The organism is Flavobacterium soyangense (assembly GCF_015277675.1).
GTDB lineage: Bacteria > Bacteroidota > Bacteroidia > Flavobacteriales > Flavobacteriaceae > Flavobacterium > Flavobacterium soyangense.
In genome coordinates this window covers 1-12,660 of sequence record NZ_JADHEC010000024.1, presented here as the reverse complement: position 1 = coordinate 12,660, position 12,660 = coordinate 1, and the positions used below count along the sequence as shown (strand labels likewise).

Genomic DNA, 12,660 nt, shown 5'->3' with positions numbered 1-12,660 from the left:
TTCAATGATTTAAAGATTGGGTTTAATTGAAAATTACTTCTTAAAACAATCAATAATTTGATAAGCCACACGCAATGCTTCTGTCGCTTGTTCTAATGTTACAACAGGAGTAGTGTTATTATTTATGGCATCGGCAAAAGATTCCAATTCATCCAAGATGGCGTTGTTTTGCTCCACATCAGGATTCGAAAAGTAGATTTGTTTTTTTACGCCTTCGGCATTTTGTAGAATTATATCAAAATCTCCAGGAATTTCGGGAGCGTCTTTCATTTTTACAACTTCGCATTTCTTTTCCAAAAAGTCAACCGAAATATAAGCATCTTTCTGGAAAAAGCGGGATTTGCGCATATTTTTCAATGAAATTCGGCTGGCCGTTAAATTGGCAACGCAACCATTTTCGAACTCAATTCGAGCATTGGCAATATCTGGAGTGTCACTAATTACTGAAACTCCGCTGGCGTTGATATCTTTTACTTTTGAATTCACCACACTCAAAATAGCATCAATATCGTGAATCATCAAGTCAAGAACCACGGGAACATCGGTGCCACGAGGATTGAATTCGGCTAAACGATGTGTTTCGATAAACATTGGATTTTCGATCATATCCTTTGTTGCTTTGAATGCAGGATTGAATCTTTCGACGTGACCAACTTGACCTTTTACATTATATTCTTTTGCCAAGGCAATAATTTCTTCGGCTTCGGCAACGGTATTCGAAATGGGTTTTTCTATAAAAACGTGTTTCCCGGATTTGATGGAAACCTTGGCACATTTATAATGGGAAAGTGTTGGCGTCACGATGTCAATAACGTCGACAGCATGAATTAAAGTTGCAATCGTTGAGAAGTTTTTATAACCAAATTCTTTGGCAACTCTATCGGCGTTCTCTTGATTTTCATCATAAAAACCAACTAATTCGTATTTTTCGGATTGTTGTAATAACCGTAAATGAATTTTTCCGAGATGTCCAGCACCTAAAACGCCAACTTTTAACATATAAATGATTTTTAACAAATGTATAATTTATTTGTTTATTGTCTAAAGTTTGACGTTTAAAGTTTTGGAATTTGTTATTTGATTATTGGAATTTTAAAGTTTATTTTTACCAAAATAAATTACCAAAATTTTGAAAGACACTGCCAAACATCAAGGACTTCGTAATCAATTAGTAACCCTTTTGAAAGAAAAAGGAATTACAGACAAGAGTGTTTTGGAGGCTATCAAAAAAATTCCAAGGCATCTTTTTTTGAATTCCAGTTTTGCCGATTATGCTTATCAGGATAAAGCTTTTCCTATTGGAGCTGGACAAACTATTTCGCAACCTTATACTGTGGCTTTTCAAAGTCAATTATTAGAAGTAAAAAAAGAACATAAAATCCTCGAAATTGGCACCGGTTCCGGTTATCAAACTGCCGTTTTGTGTTTAATGGGAGCCAAGGTATATAGTGTTGAAAGACAAAATGAGTTATTCAAACAAACATCGGTTTTATTACCAAAATTAGGCATTAGACCGAAACATCTTTCTTTTGGTGATGGATATAAAGGATTGCAAAATCACGCTCCATTTGACAGTATTATAGTTACGGCTGGTGCGCCAATAATTCCGCAAGCCTTGATGGCACAGTTAAAAATAGGAGGAAGGCTAGTTATTCCGCTTGGAGAAGAAAACCAAATTATGACCTTGTTAATAAGAAAGAATGAGACTCAGTTTGAAAAACATGAATTTGGTGATTTTAAATTTGTTCCTTTATTGGAAAATAAAAATTAAAGGTCATTCCAACTCTTCCTCACACGGGATGAAAAATTTAAGGTGCAAATTGAATTATTTGATTTTCAAATTCTTGACGGGTTTAATCATAAATCGAAGCAATAAACACAACTGTCTCAACTTCAAATGATGATTAAAATGATTTTTTTATTCTGTCAAGATCACGCTTCGTATCTTGTTCTTTTAACGATTCGCGCTTATCGTAGGTTTTTTTTCCTTTGCAAAGTCCAATTTCCAGTTTTGCCATTCCTTTTTCATTGGTAAACAATTTTAAAGGAACGATAGTTAAACCTTTGGCTTGCACGCTTCTTGACAAACCTTTTAATTCTCGTTTGTTCAGTAAAAGTTTGCGCTCGCTTCTTGCTTTGTGATTGAATTGGTTGCCAAAAGCATATTCTTCAATATAGGTATTGATTGCGAAAAGTTCAGTCCCACTAAATTCGCAAAAACTCTCTGTTATATTGGCTTTTCCTAACCTAATAGATTTTATTTCGGTTCCAGCTAAAACGATTCCAGCCGTAAATTTTTCGATTATTTCATAATCGAAACGGGCTCTTTTATTAAGTATGTTGATTGTTTTTAGCATTGGATGGCAAATGTAGATACAAATGTCTGAAACACCAAAGAAATATATAAAAATGCCATAAATTTGCAATATGGAAAAGCGACAATCAAAAGACCCGTTACACGGAATTACTCTTCAAATAATTTTGGAACGACTCGTTACTTATTATGGATTTGATACTCTGGGCGAATTGATTAAAATTAAATGTTTTACGGATAATTCAAGTGTAAAATCGAGTTTGACTTTCTTGCGAAAAACGGATTGGGCGAGGAAAAAAGTGGAAGAATTATATATTAATACCTCCACAAAGTTTAAAACGACTATCTAATTTAGACGATACGATATCATAACGCCACCCCGATAGGGCAACCATTCGCCACTTTTATTCCAATTTTTTGCTTTGTCATACCTATCTGGGGTACCGTCTTTATAATATCCATGATAAAAACCTTGATGCCAACCACCTCCAACAAATAAATCTAGCATAAATTTGTTGTTTAATTTTATGTCATAACCAATTGTTGCCCCAAATCTATATCCAAATCCATCTTCGTATAAGTTGGTATTCCAATAGTTCCATTTTTGAACTTTATATCGGTCTACGCCAGTATTTCCTCCAACATAAAAGCCTTTGTATTTTTCGTTAAAATGATAGCGTACTTCAGCCGTTAAAGTATAAAATTCCAATTTTTGACCTTTAAACGATTTCCAAAAGGAAGTCATAACGTCAGCCTCAAAAGTAAATTTTTTTCCGATACTAGTCTCAATTCCAACATTAGGAACTAGGACTAAAGCTGTTATGGCATTTACTTTGATATAAGTTTGAGATTGGGAATAAATTGAAGACAGAATAAAAATAAAAATGAATATTTTTTTCATAAAACTAAGTTTTACTAGTCAATAATTAAATTTTTTTTAACTAGTTTTTGGACAAATATAAAGATTATTGTTAAGAATGAAGTTAACTTAGTGTTTATTCAAAACAGAATAAATTACAGTGTCCAAAAATCGGCCTTCATAAAACTCATTCTCTTTCAAATGAGCTTCTTTAACAAAGCCATTTTTTTGCAGGACTTTTTCAGAAATAAAATTTTCAGGATCTATGATAGCCTCAATAGAGTGTAGCTTCATTGTTTCAAAACCATATTTCACTACTTCTTTTATAGCCTCTGTAATAAAGCCTTTACCGTGATATTCCGGAAGTAACATATATCCAATTTCCGCTCGATAATGTTCCGGTTTTATTCTGTAAAGCCCTATAATACCTATTAGCTTTGGATTATTTTTTAAAGTAAATGCCCAATTTATTCCCTCATTATTCTCGATTTTGGAATCTATAAGGGCAATGTGTTCCAGAGCCTCTTTTATGTTTTTTACTAATGGTCTGGGAATGTATTTCATCGTTTCCTTATCAGATCGAATAGCAAATATTTCGTTAGCATCATCATTCACAACTCGTCTTAAGCGCAACCGTTCGGTTTCAAGATTCGGAAATGGAGTAAAATTTATATCTATCATTTTTATAAAATTTCAATACTAAAATTTGATTTAAAATTTTCATTTTCTTCCAAAAGCTGAATTCCTTCTTTTTTAGAAATAGTATCATATTCTTCTAACGTATCTGAATATCCAAACCAAGGCTCAATACACAAAAATGGTCCGTTTTTAATAGTCCAAATTCCTAAATTTGGAAAATCTGTAAAATTTACTTTCAATAATGGAACCGTATTTTGTATGATGGTTATCGTTTTAGATTTTAATGTTTTAAAAACTAATGCATCATTTTCAAAAAGCGGATAATTTAAACCAAGTTGGCGATTGTCCAACTGAATTTCATTTGTGTTATTTGAAATTAAGCCATCCTCAAGAAGATGATATTTTAGAATTTCGTGTTGTTGAAATTCAAGACTATAATTTTCAAAATTTCCATTCATTGCAAATGCTGGATGTGCTCCAATTGAAAATGGCATTATAAAATCATTTTTATTAATGACTTTGTAATCAATGTTTAACTTGTTTTCATCCAATGAATAACAAATTTGCAATTCAAAAACGAAAGGATAGACTTTTATTGTTTCCACTGATGAAATTAAAGAAAAAGTCGCACTTTTTTCCGTCTTTTTAATCAATTTGAATTCCATTTCTCTTGCAAAACCATGTCTAGGCAAATGATATTCGATTCCATTATAGAAATATGAATTGTTTTTGAGAGTACCAATAATTGGAAACAGAATAGGAGAATGTTTACCCCAAAATGCTGGACTTCCTTCCCAAATGTATTCTTTATTTTTGTTGTTTCTTAAAGAAAATAATTCAGCACCAAAGTGATTTATTTGAGCAGTTAGATTTGAATTTGAAATTGTTGTTGTCAAAAGAGTTGTTTGTTATGTTTTTATAATCTTGATGATGTAAATATATTTCATAAATTTAAAATTGTAGAATAAAATCAAATAAATTGTATAATTGATAAAGTTTTGTCAAAACGTCACATTTAATTTGAGTGTGATGTTTATTTTTCATTAATTTGCTGTTGAAAATTTATATAATGAGAAAAAATCGTTTAAAAGTCCTTCTACAGTTGACTTTATTATTAGTGATATCATCTTTATGGTCACAACAAATTCCAGCTTCTGCTGCATCCAAAACAATTTCGAAGTATGATTATCACGACGCTTTTGCATCTTTTTTTTATACAAAGGATGGAACTAACACACGTTCTGCAAGCGGTCAGCCCGGTTCTGAATATTGGCAAAACAGAGCAGATTATCAATTGTCTGCAAAATTAAATGAAGCAAACAATGAAATTTCAGGAACTGGAATTATAACTTATACAAACAATAGCCCAGACAAAATGTCTTTTCTGTGGATGTATTTAGACCAAAATTTATTCAAATCAGATTCTCGTGGTAATGCCATTATTCCTATAACCGGAAGTAGAAATGGTGCACAAGGTCAAATTTTTGATGGAGGTTTCAAGATAAAATCGGTAAAAATTGTTTCTATTTCTAATGGGAAATCTATCGAAAAAGAGGTTAAATATTTAATTACTGATACCAGAATGCAGATTTTTCTTCCTCAAGAATTGAAATCTAAAGGAGGAAATGTAAAAATCAAAATTGATTTTTCTTTCATTTCTCCTGACGAAGGTTCTGATAGAATGGGAGTATTGCAAACTAAAAACGGTAAAATATTTACAATAGCCCAATGGTATCCAAGGATGTGCGTTTATGATGACATAAGAGGATGGAACACAAATCCCTATTTAGGAGCATCTGAATTTTATTTAGAATATGGTGATTTTGACGTCAACATAACCGTACCTTCCAATCATTTTGTGGTTTGTTCAGGAGAATTGGTAAATTCATCAGAGGTTTATTCTGCAGAGCAACAAAAACGTTTTTCCAATGCTTCACAAAGTGATAAAACGGTTATAATTCGTTCTGGAAATGAAGTTTTGGCTGCAGCCAATACAAATTTAAAGTCTTATAAAACTTGGCATTTTAAAATAAAAAATGCCCGTGATGCTTCCTGGGCATCTTCGGCTGCATTTATTTTAGATGCTGCGAGAATTAATTTGCCAAGCGGGAAAAAATCGATGGCTATTTCTGCATATCCGATAGAAAGTGATGGGAACGAAGCTTGGGGGCGTTCAACAGAATATACCAAAGCATCTATTGAAAATTATTCGAAAAGATGGTTTGAATATCCTTATCCAACTGCTACAAATGTGGCAGGAATTGTTGGTGGAATGGAATATCCTGGGATAGTTTTTTGTGATTATAAGGATAAAAATGATGATTTATGGGGTGTTACTGATCATGAATTTGGACATATTTGGTTTCCAATGATTGTTGGTTCAAACGAACGTCTATTTGGTTGGATGGACGAAGGTTTTAATACTTTTATCAATTCATTAAGTTCTGTTGATTTTAATAAAGGGGAGTATAAGGAGAAGGTTTCTGATTTGCATAAAGATTCAGAAAAGTATACAAAACCAAATTTAGAGACGATAATGAGTTCTCCAGATAATATGAAGGAAGCAAATATTGGGACTTTATGTTATTCAAAACCTAGTGCAGGCTTGGTTATTTTGCGTGAACAAATTTTAGGACCAGAACGTTTTGATTTAGCTTTTCGTACTTACGTTGATCGTTGGGCATTCAAACATCCAACACCAGATGACTTTTTTAGAACTATCGAAAATGTTTCCGGAGAAGATTTAAGTTGGTTTTGGAGAGGATGGTTTATAAATAATTGGCGTTTAGACCAAGGTGTTAATTCCATAAAATATGTTGATAATAATCCAAAATTAGGGGTTTACATCACAATTGAAAACTTTGAAAAAATGGTAATGCCGGTAACTTTGGACATTAAAACAAAAAGTGGTAATGTCAGCCATGTAAAATTACCCGTAGAAATATGGCAGAAAAATAAAGATTGGACTTTTAAATATAATTCAACTGAAGAAATTGAAAGTATCGTTATTGATTCAGAGCACGTATTGCCGGATAGCAATGAAAGCAATAATAGTTGGACTTCGGCAACCGGAATTATTGAAAAAGATGTGAACTTGGATGGATATTTAGGTGCTTTTTCCAATAAAAATGCTCCGATAAAAATAATTTTTACAAAAAAACGAGGAGTCATAAATGTTGAAATAACAGATTATCCAAAATTCCCTGTAGAATTTATAGATAATAATACTTTACAATCTAAAGAAGCTGGACTTAAATTTGAATTTGATGAAAGTAAGGCCGGATTAAATATGGTTTTGGATGATGGACAAAAAATCCCATTTAAAAGAGAGTAGCAACTTTTTTAGTTTGTAAAAAAGCACCAACATTTAACAAAAATGTTGGTGCTTTTTAATTTTAGAAAGAATGAAATTATTCCGGAATTTGTTGACTCAAACAATGCAAAGTTCCAAAACCCCAAATTAAATCTATCGCACTAATCCCGATAATTTCTCTATCAGGAAAACAATCTGCAATTGTGTTTAATGCCATTCTATCATTCGAATCGTTAAAAGTTGGAACCAAAACACATTTATTCAAAATCAAAAAATTTGCATAACTGGCTGGCAATCGAACACCATCAAAATCGATACGCTTTGGCATTGGCAAAGTTATGATTTTTGGAGATTTTCCATTTTCTAATTTTGCGTCTTGCAATCGGTTTAAGTTGTCTTGCAAGGGTTTGTAATTGTTGTCTAAAGGGTCTGATTCCACGATGGTAATTATTGTGTCTTCATTAACAAATCGGCACAAATCGTCAATGTGGCCGTGAGTATCATCACCTTCAATTCCGTTACCTAACCAAATCACATTAGTAATTCCCAGATATTCTTTAAAAACGATTTCATAATCCTCTTTAGAAAAATTAGGATTCCGAACCTGTATATTAGGATGTAACAAACATTCTTCCGAAGTCAATAAAGTTCCTTTCCCATTAGTATCAATGGCTCCACCTTCAACAATCACCGGTTTTCCATTGTATAAAACTTGTGTCACTGGAACATTTAGAAATTCACCCACTTTTGCAGGAACCTGTTTGTCTAAATTGATGTTTTTATATTTTGCCCAGCCATTAAAATTGAAATTTAATGCTTCTCTTTTGATTCCATTTTTTACAATAATCGAACCCGAATCGCGCATCCAACTACGGTTGGTTTTATAAATTATGAAAGAAACATTTGTCATTTGAACTGTTGCTTTTTCTAGCTTTTCAATGACTTTTTCTTTTAGATTTTCATCAGCAACTACTAAAAAGACTTTCTCATAAGTGGCCACTTTTTTTATGAATTCAACGAACGCCCATTGAATGGACTCGTATTTTCCAGGCCAATCTTTCCCATTATGCGGAAAACAGAGCAAAATTCCTTCTTGTTTTTCCCATTCGGCTGGGAATCGTCTTGTGTTTGTAGCCATAATTAGTCAATCGCTCTTTTTGTAATATCACCAAAAGCATCAATTCTTCGGTCTCTAAAAAACGGCCAATTTTGGCGCACATTTTCTTGTAGATCCAAGTCTACATCCGCCATAATAATTTCCTCTTTATCGTTTGAAGCTTGCGCTAAAATTTCACCTTGTGGGCCGGCAATAAATGAAGATCCCCAAAATAATACTCCATCCGTGTTTGGTAAATATTGTTCCAAACCGATCCTATTTGCGGCGGCAACATAAACGCCATTGGCTACAGCGTGGCCTTTCATAACGGTCATCCAGGCGTTATGTTGGTTTTCGCCATATTGTTCTTTTTCGGATGGATGCCATCCTATTGCAGTTGGGTAAAACAAAACTTCGGCACCTTGTAAAGCCGTCAAACGAGCTGCTTCCGGATACCATTGATCCCAACAAATTAGTGTTCCTATTTTTCCCTTTTTGGTAGGGAAAGTTTTGAAACCTAAATCTCCGGGAGTAAAATAGAATTTTTCATAAAAATGAGGGTCATCCGGAATGTGCATTTTTCGGTACAATCCCGCTTCTGATCCATCTGTGTCAATAATATAAGCACTGTTGTGATAGATTCCGGCCATTCTTTTTTCGAAAAATGGAACGATAATCACCACACCTAATTCTTTTGCCAAAGCACTAAAAGCACTAAAAGTAGTACTGTAAAGTGGTTCTGCCAAGGCAAAATTATCAACATCTTCACTTTGGCAAAAATAATGACTGCTATATAATTCCGGTAACGAAATGACTTCAGCACCTTGACTGGCAGCATCTCGAACCCAAGATAAACATTTTTTAAGGTTGTTTTCGGCAACATCATTCAGATTCAACTGAATAACCGCTATTTTGTATTTTTTCTTTGGCATATGGTAAAATTTAGACAGCAAAAATAGTAATTTTATAAGGAGTAAAAAACAGTCTAATTAGAAAAAAACATATTGGTTTAGATTAGTAATCTTTGGAGAACACTTTTGTAGCTATTCAGAAAAATGGGCGAACATATAAGACGGCACATTTCAGTTTATAGATTAGGATTCTTATTATTTATGCACAATTTTGTAGTAGTTTTAATTTACATTATAGAAATTATAAATTCTTGACCATTCAGTCGATTGACCAGGTTTAATAAATATATTAACAAATAATTCTGGACTTATTACGTGTTCCCATCCCCAAAGATTTACCTGATTTGTTTGAAAACTTGCAGTTTCGCTTATTTTAATATTGCTTTTAAGGTTTGTTAATTCCCAAGCTGCATTTACATTTTCACTTCCTGAAAGGTTGCTAAAAAAGAATTGATTTTTAGGCGAACCGTTAAATTTGATTTCATTTAGTCCGATTTCGACTTTTTGTTCTGGATTAACTGTTTCCCCAAATAGTTCAGGTTTTAATTGAAATGGAAATTTTAATACATAATTGCTCCCTATTGAATCTTTATTTATTGCTGTAAAATTATGGACATATTCATTTGTAATAATATCTTTTTCACCTGTGTTTTCTAAATAATATTTAATTATAAAACTATTATTATGTAATTCAATCTCTTTTTTTAAAAGATATGAATAGCCATTGATGTCTTCTGATTTACAAATAAATACAATTTTATCAGGTTCTGTAATGACTTCAAATTTGGCAGGTTTAATCGCGTATTTTTTACTGAATAGGTAAGTAGAGTCCTCTTTTTTTAATAGACCTATGCCTATCTTATGAAACCAACCTCCTTTATGGGTATCATCAAAACCTAACGCAGAATTTATTCCGAATTCATTGTAAAATCCTTTTCCAATACAATGCTCATCTTGACTATCATTGTTTTCAATACTTGTCATTAAGGTTTTTTTAAACATAATTTTCACAATTTTTCCAGTCCAGTCAAATCGCGAAAAATTGTAATTTTCTAATGGAGAGTCAATATGTATTTCTAGATTTTTGTTATTAAGTATATAAGGCATATTTTGAAATAAAAATAATTAATTAAACTGATGTATTAATTTAAAATTTGGGATTTGAATAATAATTTTAGAATTTAACAGTAATCATTTTGAAAAATTTCCCTTTCAAATTCTGACTATTTTGTTTACCATTCTTCTACTAAATCATTATGGTCATCTCCGCCAATGCTGTAAAAATTGTTTTCTTCGACCTCACCGCCAATATTTCCTTGTCCATCAACAAGGTTTAATCTGATACATTTAGATCTTCTTCCAGATGTTTTAAAATGAATGTCGCTTTTGTTCCATTTTGGATCTTTATCAGTAATTTTAATTGACTTTTTCTAAGCAAGATATTTTGTAACTTTCGTTTTTATTGTTTAGTATTAGTATCTGTTAGGGTTTATAGGTTCAACATTTTGTCCCAAACATTTACTAGTCATTGCCAAAATATGGAATAAAAAAGTTTACTCTTTTATTTTTTCAGTCTCTAAATTGCTAGTAATAACAATCTTTAATATCACACTTTACCATACAAAATTATATTAGTATCAATCATAATTAAGATTTTTCCTTCTAAGTTGTTTTAGGCAAGGATTAATTCGCTTTGTTTTTATCCAAATTCGTTCCAATTATCATTTTAAAACTTGTCACATGTTTTATATATTCATTTTTTTATTTCCGCTTTTAGGCACTAAATGCAATTGTGCCTGCCATTTCTATAGGCATCAGCACGGCTAAGATACTCGAGCAATTGGGATTGTTTTATTTTGCAATAATGCAATAAGCCCAAGTATGGGACCAATGGCAAGTAACATATAAATATATTGTTCGTTTATTTTGTCTGAAAACAAATTAATAAATTGAATACTAATAATTGTAATTGCAAAACCAATACAATTTACAATTACTAGGGAAGTTCCTTTTGATTCTTCTGGAGCATTTTGAACAACTAGAGTTGAGAACAAAGGAGAGTCAGCAATAACAACTAGACTCCATATGAATAGGAAAATAATGAATTGAGCAATTGAACTAGAAAACAAAAAAAAGGGGGAAACAATGCAGCACAAGCAAGATAGAAACAGGGATAATGAGGCTATTTTTTTTTCGCCAAAATATTGTGAAAGGATTCCACTAAAAACGCAAGCGATTGCTCCGGATGCAATTATAAAAAATGATAGTAATGAAACATTAAGATTTATTTCAGGGTAACGAGTATTGTACGATGACACCATTACTGGAACAAACGCCCAAAAGGTATAAAGTTCCCACATATGTCCGAAATATCCAATAGAAACAGACCGGAAATTATGATTCTTGAATCCTTTCATAAATTGGGTAAGTTTTATTTTTTGGACTGGCTTGCGATAGGGTCCATCAGGTACGAAAAGTAGAATGGCAAGTCCGCCAATAATTGACAAAACGGTAGTGATATATACAATGTATTCCCATGGATAGCCTATAATTATGTTTTTCAATAAATGAGGGAATGCCGTCCCAATAACTAAAGCACCAATTAAAAAGCCCAATGATTTTCCTAAACCTTTTTGATAATAATCGGAAGCTATTTTCATACCAACAGGATAAATTCCTGCGAGAAAAAAACCGGTTAAAAATCTAAACAAAAGTATTTCGGTTGAGCCAATGCTATTAATGCTAATTCCAAGATTAAAGAAACCAGCTAAAATTGCACTACTACAAAACACCAATGAAGGCGAAAAACGGTCTGAAATAGTAAAAACAGCGAATACCAAAGTCCCTAAAATAAATCCAAATTGTATAACACTTGTAAGGTGAGCCAAAAAATGTTGATCGAGGTTAAGATCTTTCGCTATGTCAGCTATTATTGAGTTCCCTGCGAACCAAAGCGAAGTACAAAAAAATTGAGAAACAACAATAACTGGTAATACAAATCTCATATAGTTTTTTTTATTATGCATAACATTCTTAGATTTATAACTACTGGCTAGTTTTGAAAACGTGTATTCTCAGCTGGACAAAAATACCATTAAAAATAACAATTCCAATGAATTTTAAAATGGATAGAAACTTATGTTTTGCATTTGTGGTTGTTTTGTTATTTCGATGAATGAATCCCAAGAGCTAGCTAATAGACAAAGTAAATCGTATCTCTGGAACTAAAACTCTTCTTTTCGGACATTTGATGTGGGTTTTTGTTTGACTCATTTTAATCATGGTTTTTGAGGTAATTCATTTACAAAGTCCTTAATGAATTTTATCACTTCATCCCAGTTTGTGTATTCATAATCCTGTGAAGTATCAGTTGCGCCCCTCTCTTTTTTAGAAATAATTTTCATTACAAGGCGTCAAACTGTCTAAAAACCTTCCTTTCCAATGTTTATTCTTTTGTATTAAAAATCGTTCAAAATATTTGGATAACTCCTTAGTTTTCTTTATCTTTAAGCAAGTATTTATCGCTTA

12 protein-coding genes are annotated in these 12,660 nt (G+C 32.2%); 3 read left to right on the top strand and 9 right to left on the bottom strand.

Going from position 1 to position 12,660, the window contains the following annotated elements; genetic code table 11:
- Positions 1-33: 33 nt before the first annotated feature.
- Positions 34-999, bottom strand: a complete 966-nt coding sequence (locus tag IR213_RS10945) for a Gfo/Idh/MocA family protein (RefSeq protein WP_194312360.1) — start codon at positions 997-999, stop codon at positions 34-36.
- Positions 1,000-1,129: 130 nt separating this feature from the next.
- Here IR213_RS10945 and IR213_RS10940 point away from each other — a divergent pair, with 130 nt between their 5' ends.
- The gene (locus IR213_RS10940) at positions 1,130-1,771 is read left to right on the top strand and encodes a protein-L-isoaspartate(D-aspartate) O-methyltransferase (protein WP_194312359.1); all 642 of its coding nucleotides are present in this window, start codon (positions 1,130-1,132) and stop codon (positions 1,769-1,771) included.
- A 133-nt stretch (positions 1,772-1,904) separates the two neighbouring features.
- Here the strand turns inward: IR213_RS10940 and smpB are convergent, their stop codons facing one another.
- Positions 1,905-2,357: an SsrA-binding protein SmpB gene (gene smpB, locus IR213_RS10935; protein ID WP_194312358.1), complete on the bottom strand. Its 453-nt coding sequence runs from the start codon at positions 2,355-2,357 to the stop codon at positions 1,905-1,907.
- Between the two features lie 70 nt (positions 2,358-2,427).
- On the opposite strand from smpB, the gene IR213_RS10930 reads away from it, so the two are divergent.
- Positions 2,428-2,664, top strand: coding sequence for a VF530 family protein (locus IR213_RS10930; protein ID WP_194312357.1), 237 nt, complete (start codon positions 2,428-2,430; stop codon positions 2,662-2,664).
- Here the strand turns inward: IR213_RS10930 and IR213_RS10925 are convergent.
- The 3 genes from IR213_RS10925 to IR213_RS10915 form a co-directional block, all read right to left on the bottom strand.
- Positions 2,661-3,215 (bottom strand): DUF3575 domain-containing protein, encoded by a 555-nt coding sequence (locus IR213_RS10925; RefSeq protein ID WP_194312356.1) that lies wholly within the window; start codon positions 3,213-3,215, stop codon positions 2,661-2,663. The genes IR213_RS10930 and IR213_RS10925 overlap by 4 nt on opposite strands.
- Before the next feature lie 87 nt (positions 3,216-3,302).
- Entirely contained in the window at positions 3,303-3,854 is a 552-nt protein-coding gene (locus IR213_RS10920; RefSeq protein ID WP_194312355.1) for a GNAT family N-acetyltransferase, read from the bottom strand.
- 2 nt (positions 3,855-3,856) lie between these two features.
- The gene (locus tag IR213_RS10915) at positions 3,857-4,708 is read right to left on the bottom strand and encodes an aldose 1-epimerase family protein (protein WP_194312354.1); all 852 of its coding nucleotides are present in this window, start codon (positions 4,706-4,708) and stop codon (positions 3,857-3,859) included.
- Positions 4,709-4,881: 173 nt separating this feature from the next.
- On the opposite strand from IR213_RS10915, the gene IR213_RS10910 reads away from it, so the two are divergent.
- Positions 4,882-7,146, top strand: coding sequence for a M1 family metallopeptidase (locus IR213_RS10910; RefSeq protein WP_194312353.1), 2,265 nt, complete (start codon positions 4,882-4,884; stop codon positions 7,144-7,146).
- Between the two features lie 76 nt (positions 7,147-7,222).
- On the opposite strand, the gene IR213_RS10905 is transcribed toward IR213_RS10910, so the two are convergent.
- From IR213_RS10905 to IR213_RS10890, 4 genes are all read right to left on the bottom strand, one after another.
- Positions 7,223-8,263, bottom strand: coding sequence for an agmatine deiminase family protein (locus tag IR213_RS10905; protein ID WP_194312352.1), 1,041 nt, complete (start codon positions 8,261-8,263; stop codon positions 7,223-7,225).
- A gap of 2 nt (positions 8,264-8,265) precedes the next feature.
- The gene (locus IR213_RS10900; protein ID WP_194312351.1) at positions 8,266-9,153 is read right to left on the bottom strand and encodes a carbon-nitrogen hydrolase; all 888 of its coding nucleotides are present in this window, start codon (positions 9,151-9,153) and stop codon (positions 8,266-8,268) included.
- Positions 9,154-9,354: 201 nt separating this feature from the next.
- Entirely contained in the window at positions 9,355-10,116 is a 762-nt protein-coding gene (locus tag IR213_RS10895; protein WP_228479170.1) for a hypothetical protein, read from the bottom strand.
- An 839-nt stretch (positions 10,117-10,955) separates the two neighbouring features.
- Positions 10,956-12,137, bottom strand: a complete 1,182-nt coding sequence (locus tag IR213_RS10890) for an MFS transporter (protein ID WP_194312349.1) — start codon at positions 12,135-12,137, stop codon at positions 10,956-10,958.
- Between the last annotated feature and the right edge of the window lie 523 nt (positions 12,138-12,660).

Bases quoted from the DNA above. Each gene is read 5' to 3' on its own strand.
- IR213_RS10945 (WP_194312360.1), bottom strand. From the start codon at position 999: ATGTTAAAAGTTGGCGTTTTAGGTGCTGGACATCTCGGAAAAATTCAT.
- smpB (WP_194312358.1), bottom strand. From the start codon at position 2,357: ATGCTAAAAACAATCAACATACTTAATAAAAGAGCCCGTTTCGATTAT.
- IR213_RS10930 (WP_194312357.1), top strand. From the start codon at position 2,428: ATGGAAAAGCGACAATCAAAAGACCCGTTACACGGAATTACTCTTCAA.
- IR213_RS10925 (WP_194312356.1), bottom strand. From the start codon at position 3,215: ATGAAAAAAATATTCATTTTTATTTTTATTCTGTCTTCAATTTATTCC.
- IR213_RS10920 (WP_194312355.1), bottom strand. From the start codon at position 3,854: ATGATAGATATAAATTTTACTCCATTTCCGAATCTTGAAACCGAACGG.
- IR213_RS10910 (WP_194312353.1), top strand. From the start codon at position 4,882: ATGAGAAAAAATCGTTTAAAAGTCCTTCTACAGTTGACTTTATTATTA.
- IR213_RS10905 (WP_194312352.1), bottom strand. From the start codon at position 8,263: ATGGCTACAAACACAAGACGATTCCCAGCCGAATGGGAAAAACAAGAA.
- IR213_RS10900 (WP_194312351.1), bottom strand. From the start codon at position 9,153: ATGCCAAAGAAAAAATACAAAATAGCGGTTATTCAGTTGAATCTGAAT.
- IR213_RS10895 (WP_228479170.1), bottom strand. From the start codon at position 10,116: ATGACAAGTATTGAAAACAATGATAGTCAAGATGAGCATTGTATTGGA.
- IR213_RS10890 (WP_194312349.1), bottom strand. From the start codon at position 12,137: ATGAGATTTGTATTACCAGTTATTGTTGTTTCTCAATTTTTTTGTACT.